Here is a 16,194-nt window from a genome sequence, read left to right as displayed (position 1 = left end):
CCTTGTGTCGCGCTCGGGCGCGCAGCGGCCGTAAACCAGGCGACTGATATCGTTCTGAACGCCGGCGATGACTGACTTTACGGCCGCTTCGCGCCCGATCGCGGCGCAAGGCCGCTCCCACAAAAGCCACGCTGGATTCTGAAAATCATGCGCTGCAGATGAACGGCAAATGCACGATCACCCGGTGTCGCATGCCGTGCCCAAGAAGTGAAGCGAGCGCAATCTTGGTGGGAGCGGCCTTGTGTCGCGCTCGGGCGCGCAGCGGCCGTAAACCAGGCGACCGATATCGTTCTGAACGCCCGCGATGACTGACTTTATGGCCGCTTCGCGCCCGATCGCGGCGCAAGGCCGCTTCCACAAAAGCCACGCTGGATTCTGGAAATCATGCGCTGCAGATGAACGGCAAATGCACGATCACCCGGTGTCGCATGCCGTGCCCAAGAAGTGAAGCGAGCGCAATCTTGGTGGGAGCGGCCTTGTGTCGCGCTCGGGCGCGCAGCGGCCGTAAACCAGGCGACCGATATCGTTGCGAACGTCCGCGATGACTGACTTTACGGCCGCTTCGCGCCCGATCGCGGCGCAAGGCCGCTCCCACAAAAGCCACGCTGGATTCTGGAAATCATGCGCTGCGGATGAACAGCCAATGCACGATCACCCGGTGTCGTATGCCGTGCCCAAGAAGTGAAGCGAGCCCAATACTGGTGGGAGCGGCCTTGTGTCGCGATCGGGCGCGCAGCGGCCGTAAACCAGGCGACCGATATCGTTCCGAACGCCCGCGATGACTGACTTTACGGCGCAAGGCCGCTCCTGCAACGGCCCAGATCACGACATACGATCACCGGAAAACCGTCGATGGTTTTCCGCCCCCAAGTGGAACCACCTTGGGCTTGACCGCCACTCACCCGGTGAACACGCCCAAGCCCGGAGAACCCGTCCATGTCCTCGATCGATGCCCTGCAGCGCCGCCTCGACAGCTACTTCCAGCGCGCCACCGACAACGTCAACAACGCTGCGATGAACGCCGCGCAGTCCCAGTCGCTGGACGATATGCACACCTTTCTCACCAGCATGAACGGCATGTCGGTCGCGGTGACGGCGGCCACCCAACAGACCACCGCGCACCACAACCTCGCCAAGGCGATCATCGATGCAATGCCATGAGCTGCGCACGCAGCTCATCCGCTGGAGCGCCGACGCCGAACAGCACGAGCACCTGAAGCTGCTCATCGACGACGGCGAAGTCACCTTCGCCCACCTCGACGACGCGCTGCTGCTGTCGGTCGAGCTGCCCGCCGAGGTGTCCCAAGGAGCGTCCCTGGAGCAGGTACTGCGTCTGGCCCATCCAAGCCTGTCGCGCTTTCCCGGCGCCCTGGCGCGCGGCCCCGACGATGCCCGGTTATGGCTGATGGCGCAGGTGGCCCGCGACGCCCACGTCGACGACCTGATCGAGTTGCTCGAAACCTTGCTCAACCAGCGCGATACCTGGCAATCGATGCTGCACAAGGCGCCACGCGGTGCAGCGGCCCCGGTGGCGCGACGGCACTCGCACGCCCATTTTCTCGGAACAGGACTTCGACATGCCTAACCCGTGGCTCAGACCGTACCGCTGGATTACCGCGAACAGCACGCGCCTTCGCCAGGCACCGTCCGCGTTGCTGGCGTTGCTGCTGGCCGGCTCGCTTGGCCTGGCCACGCCGAGCCAGGCGGCAGCCCCCACCGACTGGAAGAACACCCCCTACGCCTACGACGCCCAGGACACACCGCTGACCAAGGTCCTGGACGACTTCGCCAACACCTTCGGCGTGCAGTTGGTGATCGACGGCACCCTTGCCGGCACGGTACAGGGCCGGATGCGCGCGGAAAGTCCCCAGGCCTTCCTCGACCGACTGGGCCTGGAGAATCGCTTCCAGTGGTTCGTGTATGGCAGCAGCCTGTACGTCAGCCCGCTGAAGAATCAGCGCTCCAGGCGCCTGGAGGTGTCCGCCGATGCCGGGCCGGACATGAAACAGGCGCTGACCGATATCGGTCTGCTGGACCCGCGTTTCGGCTGGGGTGAATTGCCCGATGAAGGCGTGGTGCTGATCACCGGCCCCGAACGCTACGTGCGCCTGGTGACGCAGTTCGCCAAGGCGCGCAAGACGCCCGAGGAGAAGCAGGAAGTCATCAGTTTCCCGCTGCGCTACGCCAGCGCCGCCGACCGCAACATCAAGTACCGCGGCGAGACGCTGGTCATCCCCGGGGTCGCCAGCATTCTCCGGGGCCTTCTGGAAAACCGCGGTTCGGCCACCGGCGCGGCGCCGACCGCCCTGCCCCAGGCGTCCATGCAGGGCCTGCAAGGCAATCAATCGATGGCCATGGGCAGTCTCGAACAGTTGGCCTTCAGTGGCATGGGCCAGCCCAACACCCGCCGCGTGCAGCCTGGCCAGAGCAGTGGCGGCAGCCGTGGCAAGATCCGCGTCGAAGCCGACGTGCGCAACAACGCCGTGCTCATCTACGACGCGCCCAAGCGCCGGGAAATCTACACCCCGCTGATCCGCGACGTGGACGTGCCGCGCAAGCTGGTGGAAATCGACGCGATCATCCTCGACATCGACCGCACCCAACTGGCCGAGCTGGCCGCCAACTGGAACGTCGAAAGCGGTGACCTGATCGGCGGCGCCTCGATGCTGCGCCCCGGCGCCAGCTCGACGGTGTTCATCCAGGACTACGGCGACTTCGCCGCGCAACTGCGCGCGCTGGAAGGCCGCGGCCTGGCCTCGGTGGTGGCCAACCCCTCGGTGCTGACCTTGGAGAACCAGCCGGCAGTCATCGACTTCAGCCGCACCGAATACCTCTCGGCGGTTGGCGAGCGGGTGGCCAACATCGAGCCGATCACCGCCGGCACCAGCCTGCAGGTGGTGCCGCACGCCATCGAGACCGGCGGGCACAAGCAGATCCAGATGGCCCTGGACATCGAGGACGGCCGTATCGAGCCGTCCGCCGTCGGCCAGCGCACGCCCAGTGTGCGCCGTGGCGTGGTCAGCACCCAGGCGGTGATGGGCGAAAGCCGCTCGCTGGTGGTCGGCGGCTTCCACACCGAGGAAACCGGCGACAACCTGGAGCGGGTGCCATGGCTGGGGCGCATCCCGCTGGTAGGGCCGCTGCTGTTTTCCTCGACCACCCGCCAGACCAGCCGCCGCGAGCGGGTGTTCATCCTCACGCCACGCCTGATCGGCGACCAGGTCGATCCGGCCCGCTACATCTCCAGCCTCGACCGCCAACAGGTGGACAACGCCATGGCCCGCGTGGAAGAGCGGCGCAACGGCAAGCGTCCGGTCGGGCGCCTGGAGGTCAGCGACGTCCTGGCGCACCTGGCCGACGGCAATATCCCGGCCTCGTTCAAACAAGCCGAGTCGATTCCCTACGCGCCCGAGACGCTGTGCGCCCTGCAGCCCGGATTGACGCTGGATGCCGCGCGCGCGCAATGGTTCGCCGGACCCGACTACGGCATCGCCGTGGGCGTGGTGCGCAACGAGGGCCAGCGCCGCGTGCGTTTCGATGAAGCGAGTTGCGGCAGCCGCTGGACCCTTGCCGCCTCCGCCTGGCCGAAGGTCTGGCTGGAGCCGGGCGAGGAAACCGAAGTGTTCGTGGTCATGAACCCGCCGACTCGCCTGCCGGGCAACGAACGCCCCTCCCTGCTGCACACCACTGCGAGGCTGAACCCATGAAGCGCACCCCCTTGCTGATCGCCGTACTCCTGAGTCTGCCGGTCTTCGCCGGCTGCGCCAGCCGATCCGGCTGTCAGGGCGCGGCCTGTGAACGGGCCGAGCCCGACCACGGGCGGATCGTGGTCTGGTGGGCGCCGGGCATGCGCGGCGGCCTCGGCACCCCCGAACACCCTCTCGATCACAGCGTCGTCCCTCTGGAGAACTGACCCGGCATGTCTTTTTCGGTGCACAGCGCAAGCACGCGCCAGGCGTTCCAGAAGAACGTCATCGCTGGCATTGCCAGCTACTGGGAAATCGCCCCCGGCATCGAGTTCGGCTTGCGCCGCGAGGCGCACAGCGTAGGACTGGCGCTGCAAGTGCAAAGCCAGGTGCTGCGCGCCAACCAGATCCAGCAAGCGCTGGAACGGCGCTTCGCCCACCCGCAGGAGTACGCGCATCTGTACGTGTTCCTCGACCCGCAGCGCGCGCTGGTGGTGTGGCAGGCGCTGCCGGACGTTCCTTTGACCCCGGAGCTGCTCGACGACCTCCAAGCCCGGCAACTGTCGCTGCTGGGCCTGGAAGACCTCGACGAGCGTCCCGCCACCTATTGAGGTTGACCATGACCGCCGACGCCGTTGCCCAACGCTTGATCTCGGCCCTCGCCGACCACCTGCACGCCGACTTGCACCTGGAGCACAGCGTGTGCGCGCTGTATGACGCGCACGACCGCGAAGCGGTGGTCATCGAGTTACCCGAGCACAGCGACCTGGCCATCCTGCATTGCGCCATCGAGCTACCCGCCCACGCCCCCGGTCTGCACAAGCGCCTGCTGGAGCTCAACTTTCGCCTGGACCTGCTCGGCGGCAGTTGGCTGGCCCTGGACGACAAGGCCTGCGTGCGCCTGTGCGCGCACAGTGCGTTATCGGGCCTGGACGAGACCCGCTTCTGCCACTGGGTGGTCGGTTTCGTCGCCCAGGTCAACGAGGTACGCCCGCGCCTGCTCGACCTGGCCAAGGCGGTCGAGCCGCGCCCGGCGAGCCTGACCATGGGCCGCACACGCCTGGGTTGAGGCACGCGCAAAAGCCCCACCAGGCGAACCTGGCGGGGCTAAAGGTAACGCTGGACGTCAACGCAGCTTCATCGCTTCGCCTCCTTTTTCCATGACCTTCTTGGCACTGTCGAGAAAGCCATTGGTGACCTCGCTCACCGTATCGGCGAACAGCTTGGTCATGTCCGCGGAGGTCTTGACTTGCAGCATCATCGCCTGGCGCTCCTCCATGCCGATCTGCATCGCGAACTGTTGCTCCATCAGTTTCTGCTGACGGGATTGCATGTCGTCCAGGTGCGCCTGCTCCGAGCGGGGTACGGGCGGCGGTGTCGTGCGCTCGGACTCGGCCGGGGGCCGCGCCCCAGGCGAATGAGACCTGGCCCGCGCCGCGCGGGTGTCATCTCGGCTGCGGGTTCGACCGCGCTGATGCAGCGCCGGCGGCGCCGAGGACGAGCGCCCTCGCGCGTGCAGGCTCTGGCTGCTGCGCGGGTGTTGGGCCTCGAGGGGTTGCTGAGTCAACGAGGGTGAAGAGGATGACGGGGCACTATGCACCCCGTGCAGGGCACCTGCGCGCCCGACAAGGCTCGGATCAGGAGGCATGGGCAATCTCCAGTGAAGGGTTGGGGTCACCGAGTCGGCAGCGCAAAGGCGGTCCGACTCCTCTGCTGAGTGGCAGCGCCGCGTTGGTCGGTTCCACCCACCGGCTCAGCGCCGGTCCAGCTCGGGAATCTCGATCACCTCGTCCTTGGCTTCATCGTCGAGCTCGCGCAGCACGCGGTAGATATGCGCCACAGCCTGGAGGGTCTCGCGGGGGATGAATGCGCCGACGTCCTCACGGTAGATCGTGCGTGCCAGCCAGATGCACTGGATCACCGGCACCCGCGCCGCCTTGGCCCGCTCGATCAACGCCCGGGCTTCGGCGTCCACGCCCTTGACGATGAGCTGCGGCAGCGCCGCGTCCTCGGGTCGGTAGCGCAGGGCGACGGCGAAGTGGGTGGGGTTGACCACCAGCATGTCGGCCTCTTCCACCGGCTTGGCCTCAGGCTCGGCGGATTGTGCGAGCAACTGCCGGGCCAGGTTGCGGCGGTGCATCTTGACGTGCGGGTCACCCTCCATTTCCTTGAACTCCTTGCGCACCTCCTCCTCGCTCATGCGCAGGCGCTTGGCGAAGAAGTACTTCTGCAGGCCGAAGTCGACGATGGCCAGCACCAGCAACACCGCCAGGCAGGTGTGCATGATGTGCCGGAACAGGCTGGCCAGGCCGCGCCAGTAGGTAGGCAGGTCGCTGTTGACCAGGCTGACCAGCGCCCCGAGCGCCGGCAGCGTGACCAGGTACAGCACGGCGGCGATGAACACCGCCTTGACCAGCCCCATGAACAGGTTGATCAGCGCTTGCCCGGAAAACATCTGCTGCGCCTGGTTCACCGGGTTCAGGCGATTCGGGTCTGGCCGCAGGGCCTCGGGGGAAAACAGGAAACCGAACTGTATCCAGCCCGCCACCAAGCGCGTGGCGATCGCCAGGCCCACGGTCATCAGGGTGAAGCTGAGCAGCACGCCGCCGGCATGGGCGAGGGTTTCTTCCAGGGCGCGGGTGAAGTTCACCGCCAGGCGGTGCAGCGGGAAGGCCACCAGGTCTTGCAGCGTCTGCAGGCTGTCCTCGGCCAGGGTCAACGCCACTTCGGTGATCACCGCCAGCACCATCAGGCTGCTCAGATCCTGGCTCTGGCCGACCTGGCCTTTGTTGCGGGCATCGCGAATCTTCTTCGGCGTTGCGCTCTTGGTCTTTTCGCCACTGTCTTCGCTCATGGGTCAGTCCTGGGTTCAGGGCGCCTGCAACAGCAGGTCGAGCAGATGCCGCACTTCGCCATAGCGCAGCAGCCGGCCTGTCATCGCGTCCCACAACGTGGGCAGGTAGAACAGCAGAAAGCCCAGGCCGATCAGGCTCTTGGCCGGCATGGCCAGGATGAACACCTGCAGTTGCGGGCTGTACAGGCTCAGCAGCGCCAAGCTGGCTTCCACCAGCAACAGCAGGCCAATGAACGGCGCGGCATAGAGCAGCATGTGCATGAACATCTCACCGAGCAGGCCGAGGAACACGCCGAAGCCCTCGGCACCGGGCAGCGGAAACCAGGTGGTGGGCGACCAGACCAGGTAGCTGTCCCAGATCACCTGGGTCAAGGTGCCGATGCCCAGGGTGGCGACCAGCAGCAGGATGGTCATCTGTTTGAACAGGTGGCCCAGGGGCGTGGTGTCGGTGCCCAGCGACGGGTTCAACTGACCGCCGATCAACGCCCCGCGCTGGTTGTCGAGCAAGGCGCCGACCGACTCGTACAGCCAGAACGGCATCGCCAGCAGCACCCCAAGCAACAACCCCAGGATCAGTTCCTTGAGCATCAGGCCGCCGAGGGTCAGCCAGTTGACCTGGGCGTCGAGCAGCGCCTGGCGGATGCCGGGGGCGGGCAACATGGCCAGGGCGAAGACGATGGCATGGCGCGGCAGGCCACGCAGGTGCTGAAAGCAGAACACCGGCACCAGGTACGCCACCGGGTAGATGCGCGCCATGCCCAGCGCCACCGACAGCAGCAGGTCGAAGTAGGGCAGCAACGCCGAGCTCGCCATCAGGTGTTGGCCATCATTTCAAAGGCCCGGCGCAGCAAGCCGAGCAGTTCCCCGCCGACCCAGCGGCCGGTGACCAGCAGGGTCAGCCCCACCGCCACCAGTTTTATGCCGAACGGCAGGGTCTGGTCCTGGATCTGCATCAGGGCTTGCACCAGCGAGGTCAGCACCCCCACCAGCACCGCCACGATCAACGGCGGCGCCGAGAGCAGAACCACCAGCAACATGCCTTCCTTGAACAGCGTCATCGCGTCCATCGCCGGGCCTCAGAGGTAGGAATAGAAAAGGCTGTCCAGTAACTGCGTCCACCCCTGGGCAAGCACGAAGATCAGCAGCTTGAGCGGCAACGAGATGGTCATCGGCGCCACCATCTGCATGCCCAGCGCCAGCAGCAGATTGGAGACGATCAGGTCGATGACGATGAACGGGATGTAGATGAGAAAACCCATCTGAAAGCCCGCCTCCAGCTCCGACAGCATGAACGCCGGGATCAGCAGCATCAGGTCGTCGCGACTGGCCTGCTCGGCGCGCTCCTTGGGCCACATGCGCTGGGTGTTCTCCAGCAGGTGGGTGAGGATGTCCGGGTTGGTGTTGCGCGACATGAAGGCTTGCAGCGGCTTGAGTGCGTTCAGGGCCGATTCCTGCAACGCCTCGCTGTGGCTGAAGTCCAGCGGCCGCTCCTTGAGCGCTTCGGCCACGTTGTGGCCGACCGGCGCCATGATGAACAGCGTCGCCGCCAGGGCGATGGCGTACAACGCCATGTTCGGTGGCACCTGCTGCACGCCGATGGCGTTACGCGCGATGGTCAGCACGATGGCGATCTTGAGGAACGCGCTGCAGATGATCAGCAGCAACGGCACCAGGGAAATGCCGCCGATGAACAGCGCCAGCAGGAAGGGGTCGACCCCCTGGAAGCTCATCCAGCCACGTCCATGCGCACGATCTGCAGGCCCAGGCGGCCGTCGATCTGCACCAGCTCGCCCTGGGCCAGCGGCTGCTCGCCATGGAACAGGGTGGCTGCCCCCGCCGCCACGCCGTGCACCTGCAGCACGGCGCCGGGGGCCAGGTTGCGCAGTTCGCCCAAGGTCAGGTTCAGGTGACCACAACGCACCGTCAGCGCCAGCGGCAGCGCGTCGAAACGGTCCGGGTGCTCGGCCCCAGCCTGCTGTTCAGTTGCTGAAGCTTGGGCGTCGTCAGCGCCGTCGGTCTGGGCCAGGCTGGCCGGGTCGAAGGTCCCTGCGTCCTGCTCGTCTGCGCCGTAGTGGGCGGTGTCGTCCCAGTCGGGCGTCAGGATATCGGTGTCGGGGGTGTCGTTCATCTCGGTCTCCTCAAGCGCGAGTACGGTCAGGTGCAACGGCGCGGGGTGCTGCTGCGCCTGCACCTGCAAGCAATGCCGGCCCAGGCGAACCTGGCCGTGGCCGGCTGAATCGAACAGGGCGGTCTCGGGAATCACCACGTCGCCAGGACGCAGGGCGGCGAGCTGACCGCTGGGCAACGTCAGGTGCCCGAGCAACAGCGGCACGCGCACCCCGAAACCTTCGCTCCAGGGCGTGGCCTGGCGCTGCCAGGGGGCGGCGTCGAGCAGGCCCAGCAGGGTCTGCCCAGGCAGCCGCAGATGACTGGCGACGCGCGCATCGCCAACGCGCACATCGAGGCGACAGGCAATGCCCTCGATCTCGCTCGCGGCCAAGGGCTTGAGAAACCCGAAGGCCTCGCGCAACGGCGCGCTCAGCACCTGATGGAACAGCGACCAGAACCAGTCGTCAGCCGGCCCCGGCTCGGCGGGCACCACCACCGGGCACTCACCGAACAGGCTCAGCACCGGGCCGGGCTCGCCCAGGGCGAAGGCCCCGTGGGCACAGGCGAACACCGCAGGCGCTGCGCCGCAGGGACCGTTGCCCAAGGTCAGCGTCAACGCCCCCGCCTCTCCCGCCACCTCGAACGGCAACTCGAGGCCCGCCCCCAGCCGTTGCCGGGCGGCGGCCTCATCAGCGCTGACCGATGGCAGCGACAGTGCACAGGCACGCATGTCAGTAATCCTCTTCAATGCGTGCCACCTGCACGCTGATCGGTTGGCCCAGGCTCTGCGCCAAGGCGTCTTCTAGGTGGCCACGGCGGCTCGCCAGGCGCGCCTGTACCGCCTCGTTCTCGCCGCTCAGGCCGATGTCCCAGCCGGGCCCGGCCTCCTGCCGTCGTGCCAGCACCTTGATCCGTCCCAACTGCGGCAGGTGCAGCAGCAGGTCCAGGTGCAGGTCTTGGGTAGCGCGCAAGCGCGGCGTGAGCTGATCGACGAACGCTTCCACCTCGCTGCCCTCCAGGCCCGTCGAGGCCGAGAGCGAATGTGCCCCGGCGGTGTCCTGGTGCAGACCGCCGTCCACCGCCTCGACCCATTGGCGGAACCAGTAGCCATCGCTGCGAGCGATCGACGCCTCAGGGTCGCGCTCGGCGCCGGGGGTGGTGTCGCGCGAAGTCGAACGCGCCACTCGGCTCGCCTGGGCCGGCGCCGGTTCGGCGCCGCGCAACGGCGGGCGACCCAGTGCCGGTGGCGGCTCACGCCGAGGCAGCGGTGCATGATTCACGGGACGTTCATTCATCGCCGGTCTCCTGCCCCAGGCGCGCCATCAGTGCCTTGAGCTTTTCCAGGTCGCGACGCCGTCCACTCAGGCGTTGCTGCGCCGCGTCGGTGTCCTGGGCCTGACGTGCCTGGGCAGCCTCTAGCGCCTGCACGCTCTGGGCGTGTTCGGCCAGCTCGCCGATCAGGCGGCGCTCCTGGGTACTCCAAGCGTTCAACTCGACCACGCTCAGCGCGCGCCCGCGATGCGCGTCGCCCAAGGCCGCGCGCTCGGCCATCTGGCGCTCGCGGGCGGTCTGCAAGTGCGCGCGGGCGGCGGCGGTTTCGGCTTCGCATTCGCGCAGCCGCTCACGGGCCTGGCGCCAGGCCCGCTCGGCCTGGCCTTCGCGGTGACGACGCACCGGCACCAGGGCTTGCACGTCAGCCCGGCACATAGGCGGTCAACTGCTGCAGGTGCGCGAGGGTCGAGGGCAACGGCTCCGGCTCGCGCAGGTCTTGGCGCAGGAAGCCGTCCAACGCGGCGCGCGACTCCACGGCCAGGTCGGTCAGCGGGTCGGCGCCAGCCTGGTACTCGCCCAGGCGCAGCATCAGCTCGATCTGGTCGTAGGCCGACAGCAGCCGCCGCAGGTTGACGCCGGCGCGCAGGTGTTCGCCGTCGGCCACGTTGACCAGGGTGCGCGACAGGCTCGCCAGCACGTCGATGGCCGGGTAGTGACCGCGCTCGGCGAGCGTGCGCGAGAGCACGATGTGGCCGTCGAGCAAGGAGCGCACTTCGTCGGCCACCGGATCGTTCATCGAGTCCTGCTCGATCAGCACGGTGTACAGCGCGGTGATGGCGCCGTCGTTGCTCAACCCGGCCCGTTCCACCAGACGCGGCAGCAGGCTGTAGACCGACGGTGGCAGGCCGCCGCGGCCCAGCGGCTCACCGGCGGCCAGGCCGATTTCACGCTGCGCACGGGCGAACCGCGTCAGCGAATCGATCAGCAGCAGCACGCGCCGGCCTTGGGCACGAAAGCCCTCGGCCAACGCCGTCGCCGTGAACGCGGCGCGGGCGCGCTCCATGCTGGAGCGGTCGGAAGTGGCGCACACCAGCACCGCGCGGGCACGCAGTTCGTCGTCGAGTTCGTGATCGAGGAATTCGCGCAGCTCGCGCCCGCGCTCGCCGATCAGGCCGAACACGATGACGTCGCACTCGACGTTGCGGGCGATCTCGGCCAGCAGCGTGGTCTTGCCGCAACCGGCGCCGGCAAACAAACCCACGCGCTGGCCTTCGCCGAGGGTGAGCGGGCCGTCGATCGCCCTAACGCCGGTGGTCAGCGCGTGCTGGATGCGCGGCCGAGCGGTGGGCGCAGGCGCTTCGCCGATCACCACCGAGGCGTGCAGCACCGACGCATCGGCGAACGCCCCGACACCGCCGTCGAGCAGCGGCCGGCCAAAGCCATCGAGCACCTGGCCCAGCAACTGCGGCCCCACCTGCACCCGGTGCGGCATGCCCAGCGGCTGCACCGCCGCGCCGACGCGCACGCCTTCCAGGCCACCGAGCGCACTGAGCAAGGCGTCGTGCTGGTCGAAGCCGACGATCTCGGCCAGCAGCGGCTCACGGGTATCGCGCTCGATCTGGCACAGGTCGCCGATCTGCGCCTGGGGCAGGCGGCATTGCAGCAGGATGCCGTTGACCCGTTGCACCCGCCCGCGCACCGCCACCGGCGAAAAGCGCTGCAGGCGTGCGTACTGGTCCGTTTCCCAGGCCTGCAGACGGGCCGCTGCGGCGTGTGTCATCACCAGGTGACCTCGTAGCGCTGGTCGCCTTCGAAGGTCACTTTGTCGTCGCCGATGGCGGTCAGGCGCAAGCCATCGATCTGGTCGCCGAGAAACAGCCGGCGACCGTCAGAGGTGACCACGTGGCCACGCTTGCCACCGACGATCTGGGCGATCTGGAACGGCAACTGCGTGAGGTGCTCCTGCACCTTGGCCAGCACCTCGACCGAGGGTTGATAGCGTTCGTTGAAGCGCTGCAGCAGGCGCTCGACCACCGCCAGGCGCTGGCGCGGCAACTCGCCCACCAGCACCAGCCGATCGCCCTGCGACTCGACCCGCACCTGGGTGGCCAGGTCACGCTCCTGAAGCATGCGCTCCAGTTGCAGACGCACCGTCGCCACGCTGTCCAGCGCCACCTTGCTGCGCGTGAGCGGCGGCGTCGGGCTCGCGGCCACGGGCGGGGTCGGTTGACTGGTGAAGGCCCAGGCACTGGAGGCCACGGTAATAACCGCCGCCGCGATGGCCAAGCGCCTGGACCACGAGGGCCGCGCCGCCGCTTTCGGGCTGAGCGGACTGCCCGCCGCCGACGCAGCACTGTCCAGCGCCTCCGGCGGCCACGGCTGGTCGGCCGAGGCGAGGCACAGCCAGATGCCGGCGACGGCGAACGGCACATCGACCGGCAGCGTCTGCGCCAGCGCCCAAGGTTGGCCCTGGGCGTCGCACACCGCACCGTCCAGCGGTTCCAGCCGCCACTGCTGATCGCGGCGTTGCAGGCGCACGTGGCGGGTGCAGACGCCAGGATCGTAGAGCGCCAGATCGGCCTCCTCGGCCGCCCCCACGACCCACTCGTCGCCCACCAAGGGCAACGCCGCACCCCGGTGCAGACCACTTAAAACGCGCAGCTCGAACATGGCCAATTTCCTCACCTGTTATCGGCAGGCCGCCCGCAAGCGCCGGCCTTCGTTGTATGCAATGGTTCCGTGACGCGACTGGCCCTCAGGCGGCCGCTTCCACCTGCAGGTGATCCTGCTCCAGGTCGAAACGGCCCAGGACGTTGACCTGGGCGTTGCTGTGCAGCTCGCTGTAGGCGAGCACCGGTACGTGGTTGAATTCGTCGCGCAACAGGTCGCGCAGCGGCGCGCGCAGGTCCTGGGCCACCAGCAGCACGGCCACGCGCTTGGCGCGCAGGGGGAAGCCTTCGCGCAGTTGCAGCACCAATGCCCGGGTGTGCCCGCTTTCCAGGGCGAAGAAGGTTTCCGTCTGGGTCTGGCGCAGCGCCTCGCGCAGCAGCGTTTCGCTTTCCGGGGTCAACAGCCAGGCATGCAGGCCCTCGGCGTCGCGGTACTGGTGATAGATCTGCGACTTCAGGGCGATGCGGGCGTAGTCGGTCAGGGCGCCGACGTCGCGTTCGTGTTGCCCGTGCTCGATCAGCGACTCGGCGATCAGACGCACCGCCCGTAGCGGCACGCCCTCCCCAGCCAGGCGTTGCAGCACGGCGGCGAAACGCGCCAAGGGCATGGTCCGCTGCAACTCCTGCACCAGCTCTGGCTGGCCCGCTTCGAGCCAGCTGAGGATCGACTTGCTTTCCTGCAAGCCCAGGAACTGCGGGCCGGTGGCGAACATGGCGCGGCTCATGCGCTCCACCAGCAGTTCGCTGGCCGATACCGCTTCCACCTGCTCGTGCGCCAGCAGCGGATCGTCGGGCAGCAACCACAACCACTGCTGCTCGTCGCGCACCTCGCTGCCCACCTGCGCCTGGCGCGGCTCGAACGGCAGCGGCCCGCGCGCCACGGCCACGCGCTCGCCGAAGGTGGCGCGCAACATCGGCACCTCGTGCACGCAGAAACGACACTCGTCGTCCTCCAGCAGCGCGCTGTATTCGATCTCGAAGGGCGGCAAGGTCAGGCCGAACCCGGCCACCAGGCCATTGCGTTTCTTGCGCAGCGTCTGGATCGCCCCGTCGGTGGCCGGGTGCCCCTGCATGGCCACGGAGAACTGCAACAGGTAGGCGCGGGTCGGGTCGAAGCTGCGCAGGTCCTCGGCACCGTTGTCCTCGGGCGCCACCGCCGTGGGCGCGTCGTCGCCCTGGCGCGCCTGCCGGGCGCGGGCATACAGCTGGACGACCCCGGCGCTGCCGGTGATCAGGGCGATGACGATGAACACCAGCGTCGGCATGCCGGGCAGCGCAGCGAAGCCCAGCATGCCCACCGAGGCGATCACCCAAGCCTTGGGCTCGGCGGTCAACTGGCTGGCGATCTCCTTGCCGATGCTGCTGCCGGCCGGCTGCCCCTCCGGTGACACACGGGTGATGATCATGCCGGCGGTGAGGGAAATCAGCAGTGCAGGAATCTGCGCGATGAGGCCGTCGCCGATGGTCAGGACCGAATACAGGTGCATCGATTCGGCGGCGCCCATGTCGTGCTGCATCATGCCCACGGAGAAGCCGCCGATCAGGTTGATCACCACGATCACCAGGCCGGCGATGGCGTCGCCCTTGACGAACTTCATCGCCCCGTCCATCGCGCCGAACAGCTGACTTTCCTTGTTCAGCTCTTCGCGGCGGCGACGGGCTTCGCTGACATCGATCAGGTTGGCGCGCAGGTCGCTGTCGATGGACATTTGCTTGCCCGGCAACGCGTCCAGGGTAAAACGGGCGGCCACCTCGGCCACGCGCTCGGAGCCTTTGGTGATGACCAGGAAGTTGACCACGGTGAGGATCAGGAAGATCACCAGACCCACGGCCAGGTTGCCGCCGACCACGAAGTTGCCGAACGCCTCGACGATATGCCCGGCGTCGCCCTGGAGCAGGATCAACCGGGTGGTGGCCACAGAGAGCGCCAGACGGAACAAGGTGGTCAGCAGCAGCACGGCCGGGAATGAGGAAAAGGCCAGCGGGCGCGGCAGGTACAACGACAGCACGATCAGCAGGCAGGAGATGCAGATGTTGATGGCGATCAGCACGTCGACCACCGAGGTGGGCAACGGCAGGATCAGCATGAACACGATGCCCAGCACCACGAATGCACCGGCCACTTCGATGCGCCGCAGCGCCGCGCCCGCAGCGCGGTTCAACAGGGCGATCATGCGAACACCCCTTTGATCGGGGCGGCGGTCTGTCCGCGTGTTTCGCCACGGGAACGCTCATCGAGCAGCACCAGCACCGTCTTCAGCGCACTCTGGCGGCTCTTGCCGTCGCGCCAGAGCGCCAGCGGCAGGCGCTTGAGCATGGCATACAGGCCGTTGAGCGACACCAGTTGATCGCGCTCCTGTTCGCCACCGAGTTCGCGGCCGATGCGGCGCACTTCGGCCGCCGACACACCACTGGCCGCCATCCCGAGCAGGCGCTGCAGCAACAGCACCGCCGTGAGCTGACTGGCCGGGCAACCGTCGGCCAACTGCTCCAGCAATTGCCGGCAACTGTGCAGCACGCTGCCCAGTTGCGTGGAGACGGCCAGGCCGATCAGCAATGCCCGCAGCTTGGCGGTGGGGCTCGACGGGGTCTGCGCGGCGATGTCGTCGGCCAGGGCGCGGCGCATCATGTCCAGGCCGGAGACGAACGCGGTTTCGCCGAACAGACCGAGCAGCGCCTGCATCATGCTCGGCAGCGACTGCTTGAGCACCACGGTGTCGTAGTAAAGGCGGCGCACGGCCTGGCGCAACTCGGGGTCGCCGCCAGCGGCGCGCAAGGCCTCGGCGATGTTCATGCCGGCCTGGATCTGCGCGCCATATTGCTCACGCAGCCGTTGCAGGTAGTCGCGGGCGCGCTGGGCTTCGACCTTGCGCCCTTGCGCCTCGGCCTCGCGCAGCACCTGCTGCAGGATCAGGTCGGTGCGGGCCGGATCGGCGCCGCTGGCCTGCACCAGGTCTTCGAGCGCCGGCTCGCCATAGAGCAAGGCGCCGACCTGGGCGGCCATGGCGCTCAGGCTCAGCTTGCCGGGATGACCGAGCTGGTCGTACCACTCTTCCAGGCGCTCGCGCGTTTCGATCCGGGTCTGGCCCACCTCTTTACGCGCACTGCGAATGCGCCGCTGGCTCAGGGCCTTGGTGCTGCGCTCCACGTGATGGCTGAAGGTCATGCCGACCTCCTCCATCGAACTGGACTGCACGGCCTGCTGCGTTGGCGCTGGCGTGCTCAGTTGCGCCAAGGCCGAAACGGCCTGGGCCAGTGGCACGGCACTGCGCATATGTCTCGGCGCTTCTACTTTCATGATGACCATGAGCGTGGTTTCGGATGCTCAGTGGGTGGCAGCACTTCGGCGTTCGGTTCCATCCTCCCCACAGGCTTTTTCCGCGCCGTTCGCCGGACGGCGATGGTGGGCATTTTCACGCGGCCGGGCGGTGCAAGTTCTTGCAGTGGCACGGGACTGGCCTGTGCAGCGGCCTGCACAAACCGCCTGCAACCGTAAAAATAAAATCGTTATTTATCAATTGCTTATTGAGTAATTTGGGTTTGGCACAGGTTCTGCTGATAGGGCTTGTCGACATCGGATCGACGTTATGCACCTATCAGAGGG

The 16,194-nt window shown here is 67.5% G+C and carries 18 protein-coding genes; 6 read left to right on the top strand and 12 right to left on the bottom strand.

What is annotated here, in order from left to right; genetic code table 11:
* Positions 1-936 precede the first annotated feature (936 nt).
* The 6 genes from ACK2SD_RS03770 to ACK2SD_RS03745 are packed head-to-tail and all read left to right on the top strand — an operon-like array spanning position 937 to position 4,755.
* The gene (locus ACK2SD_RS03770) at positions 937-1,161 is read left to right on the top strand and encodes a type III secretion protein (RefSeq protein WP_039580508.1); all 225 of its coding nucleotides are present in this window, start codon (positions 937-939) and stop codon (positions 1,159-1,161) included.
* The gene (locus ACK2SD_RS03765) at positions 1,148-1,585 is read left to right on the top strand and encodes a type III secretion system chaperone (protein WP_412461382.1); all 438 of its coding nucleotides are present in this window, start codon (positions 1,148-1,150) and stop codon (positions 1,583-1,585) included. Before ACK2SD_RS03770 ends, ACK2SD_RS03765 begins: the two co-directional genes overlap by 14 nt.
* Positions 1,578-3,707 (top strand): type III secretion system outer membrane ring subunit SctC, encoded by a 2,130-nt coding sequence (sctC, locus tag ACK2SD_RS03760; protein ID WP_412461381.1) that lies wholly within the window; start codon positions 1,578-1,580, stop codon positions 3,705-3,707. The genes ACK2SD_RS03765 and sctC overlap by 8 nt, the downstream gene beginning before the upstream one ends.
* A complete protein-coding gene (gene hrpT / locus ACK2SD_RS03755) occupies positions 3,704-3,913 on the top strand; it encodes an HrpT family type III secretion system protein (RefSeq protein ID WP_412461380.1) in 210 nt (69 codons plus the stop codon). The genes sctC and hrpT overlap by 4 nt, the downstream gene beginning before the upstream one ends.
* Positions 3,914-3,919: 6 nt before the next feature.
* Positions 3,920-4,297: a hypothetical protein gene (locus ACK2SD_RS03750; protein WP_412461379.1), complete on the top strand. Its 378-nt coding sequence runs from the start codon at positions 3,920-3,922 to the stop codon at positions 4,295-4,297.
* An 8-nt stretch (positions 4,298-4,305) separates the two neighbouring features.
* Positions 4,306-4,755 (top strand): type III secretion system chaperone, encoded by a 450-nt coding sequence (locus ACK2SD_RS03745; RefSeq protein WP_412461378.1) that lies wholly within the window; start codon positions 4,306-4,308, stop codon positions 4,753-4,755.
* A gap of 57 nt (positions 4,756-4,812) precedes the next feature.
* Here ACK2SD_RS03745 and ACK2SD_RS03740 read toward each other — a convergent pair whose 3' ends face one another.
* The 12 genes from ACK2SD_RS03740 to sctW all read right to left on the bottom strand — a co-directional run bounded on the left by ACK2SD_RS03740 (position 4,813) and on the right by sctW (position 15,897).
* Positions 4,813-5,334 (bottom strand): type III effector, encoded by a 522-nt coding sequence (locus ACK2SD_RS03740; RefSeq protein WP_412461377.1) that lies wholly within the window; start codon positions 5,332-5,334, stop codon positions 4,813-4,815.
* Between the two features lie 105 nt (positions 5,335-5,439).
* A complete protein-coding gene (gene sctU / locus ACK2SD_RS03735; RefSeq protein ID WP_412461376.1) occupies positions 5,440-6,540 on the bottom strand; it encodes a type III secretion system export apparatus subunit SctU in 1,101 nt (366 codons plus the stop codon).
* Between the two features lie 15 nt (positions 6,541-6,555).
* Entirely contained in the window at positions 6,556-7,353 is a 798-nt protein-coding gene (gene sctT, locus ACK2SD_RS03730) for a type III secretion system export apparatus subunit SctT (protein WP_412461375.1), read from the bottom strand.
* On the bottom strand, positions 7,353-7,607 hold the full coding sequence (sctS, locus tag ACK2SD_RS03725; protein ID WP_029613975.1) for a type III secretion system export apparatus subunit SctS: 255 nt from the start codon (positions 7,605-7,607) through the stop codon (positions 7,353-7,355). The genes sctT and sctS overlap by 1 nt, the downstream gene beginning before the upstream one ends.
* 9 nt (positions 7,608-7,616) lie before the next feature.
* Positions 7,617-8,270 carry a type III secretion system export apparatus subunit SctR gene (gene sctR / locus ACK2SD_RS03720; RefSeq protein WP_029613974.1) on the bottom strand — a complete coding sequence of 218 codons (654 nt, stop codon included), beginning with the start codon at positions 8,268-8,270 and terminating at the stop codon, positions 7,617-7,619.
* Positions 8,267-9,379 carry a type III secretion system cytoplasmic ring protein SctQ gene (sctQ, locus tag ACK2SD_RS03715; RefSeq protein WP_412461374.1) on the bottom strand — a complete coding sequence of 371 codons (1,113 nt, stop codon included), beginning with the start codon at positions 9,377-9,379 and terminating at the stop codon, positions 8,267-8,269. Before sctQ ends, sctR begins: the two co-directional genes overlap by 4 nt.
* Before the next feature lies 1 nt (position 9,380).
* Positions 9,381-9,944, bottom strand: a complete 564-nt coding sequence (locus ACK2SD_RS03710; RefSeq protein WP_412461373.1) for a type III secretion protein — start codon at positions 9,942-9,944, stop codon at positions 9,381-9,383.
* Complete coding sequence (locus ACK2SD_RS03705; protein WP_412461372.1) at positions 9,937-10,356, bottom strand: hypothetical protein; 420 nt, start codon at positions 10,354-10,356, stop codon at positions 9,937-9,939. The genes ACK2SD_RS03710 and ACK2SD_RS03705 overlap by 8 nt, the downstream gene beginning before the upstream one ends.
* A complete protein-coding gene (locus ACK2SD_RS03700; protein WP_412461371.1) occupies positions 10,343-11,701 on the bottom strand; it encodes a FliI/YscN family ATPase in 1,359 nt (452 codons plus the stop codon). Before ACK2SD_RS03700 ends, ACK2SD_RS03705 begins: the two co-directional genes overlap by 14 nt.
* Positions 11,701-12,591: an FHA domain-containing protein gene (locus ACK2SD_RS03695; protein WP_412461370.1), complete on the bottom strand. Its 891-nt coding sequence runs from the start codon at positions 12,589-12,591 to the stop codon at positions 11,701-11,703. The genes ACK2SD_RS03700 and ACK2SD_RS03695 overlap by 1 nt, the downstream gene beginning before the upstream one ends.
* An 85-nt stretch (positions 12,592-12,676) precedes the next feature.
* Positions 12,677-14,764 (bottom strand): type III secretion system export apparatus subunit SctV, encoded by a 2,088-nt coding sequence (sctV, locus tag ACK2SD_RS03690; protein WP_412461369.1) that lies wholly within the window; start codon positions 14,762-14,764, stop codon positions 12,677-12,679.
* Complete coding sequence (gene sctW, locus ACK2SD_RS03685; RefSeq protein WP_412461368.1) at positions 14,761-15,897, bottom strand: type III secretion system gatekeeper subunit SctW; 1,137 nt, start codon at positions 15,895-15,897, stop codon at positions 14,761-14,763. The genes sctV and sctW overlap by 4 nt, the downstream gene beginning before the upstream one ends.
* Positions 15,898-16,194 lie beyond the last annotated feature (297 nt).

This window comes from Pseudomonas sp. SC11, assembly GCF_047039205.1.
Lineage (GTDB): Bacteria > Pseudomonadota > Gammaproteobacteria > Pseudomonadales > Pseudomonadaceae > Aquipseudomonas > Aquipseudomonas boreofloridensis.
This window is presented reverse-complemented; position numbering and strand designations above follow the sequence as displayed.

Excerpts from the sequence above, each read along its gene's own strand:
- ACK2SD_RS03710 (WP_412461373.1), bottom strand. The coding sequence starts at position 9,944 with ATGAATGAACGTCCCGTGAATCATGCACCGCTGCCTCGGCGTGAGCCG.
- ACK2SD_RS03750 (WP_412461379.1), top strand. The coding sequence starts at position 3,920 with ATGTCTTTTTCGGTGCACAGCGCAAGCACGCGCCAGGCGTTCCAGAAG.
- hrpT (WP_412461380.1), top strand. The coding sequence starts at position 3,704 with ATGAAGCGCACCCCCTTGCTGATCGCCGTACTCCTGAGTCTGCCGGTC.
- sctV (WP_412461369.1), bottom strand. The coding sequence starts at position 14,764 with ATGATCGCCCTGTTGAACCGCGCTGCGGGCGCGGCGCTGCGGCGCATC.
- sctS (WP_029613975.1), bottom strand. The coding sequence starts at position 7,607 with ATGGACGCGATGACGCTGTTCAAGGAAGGCATGTTGCTGGTGGTTCTG.
- sctT (WP_412461375.1), bottom strand. The coding sequence starts at position 7,353 with ATGGCGAGCTCGGCGTTGCTGCCCTACTTCGACCTGCTGCTGTCGGTG.
- sctQ (WP_412461374.1), bottom strand. The coding sequence starts at position 9,379 with ATGCGTGCCTGTGCACTGTCGCTGCCATCGGTCAGCGCTGATGAGGCC.
- ACK2SD_RS03705 (WP_412461372.1), bottom strand. The coding sequence starts at position 10,356 with ATGTGCCGGGCTGACGTGCAAGCCCTGGTGCCGGTGCGTCGTCACCGC.
- ACK2SD_RS03700 (WP_412461371.1), bottom strand. The coding sequence starts at position 11,701 with ATGACACACGCCGCAGCGGCCCGTCTGCAGGCCTGGGAAACGGACCAG.
- ACK2SD_RS03745 (WP_412461378.1), top strand. The coding sequence starts at position 4,306 with ATGACCGCCGACGCCGTTGCCCAACGCTTGATCTCGGCCCTCGCCGAC.
- ACK2SD_RS03765 (WP_412461382.1), top strand. The coding sequence starts at position 1,148 with ATGCAATGCCATGAGCTGCGCACGCAGCTCATCCGCTGGAGCGCCGAC.
- sctR (WP_029613974.1), bottom strand. The coding sequence starts at position 8,270 with ATGAGCTTCCAGGGGGTCGACCCCTTCCTGCTGGCGCTGTTCATCGGC.
- ACK2SD_RS03695 (WP_412461370.1), bottom strand. The coding sequence starts at position 12,591 with ATGTTCGAGCTGCGCGTTTTAAGTGGTCTGCACCGGGGTGCGGCGTTG.
- sctW (WP_412461368.1), bottom strand. The coding sequence starts at position 15,897 with ATGGTCATCATGAAAGTAGAAGCGCCGAGACATATGCGCAGTGCCGTG.
- sctC (WP_412461381.1), top strand. The coding sequence starts at position 1,578 with ATGCCTAACCCGTGGCTCAGACCGTACCGCTGGATTACCGCGAACAGC.
- ACK2SD_RS03770 (WP_039580508.1), top strand. The coding sequence starts at position 937 with ATGTCCTCGATCGATGCCCTGCAGCGCCGCCTCGACAGCTACTTCCAG.
- ACK2SD_RS03740 (WP_412461377.1), bottom strand. The coding sequence starts at position 5,334 with ATGCCTCCTGATCCGAGCCTTGTCGGGCGCGCAGGTGCCCTGCACGGG.
- sctU (WP_412461376.1), bottom strand. The coding sequence starts at position 6,540 with ATGAGCGAAGACAGTGGCGAAAAGACCAAGAGCGCAACGCCGAAGAAG.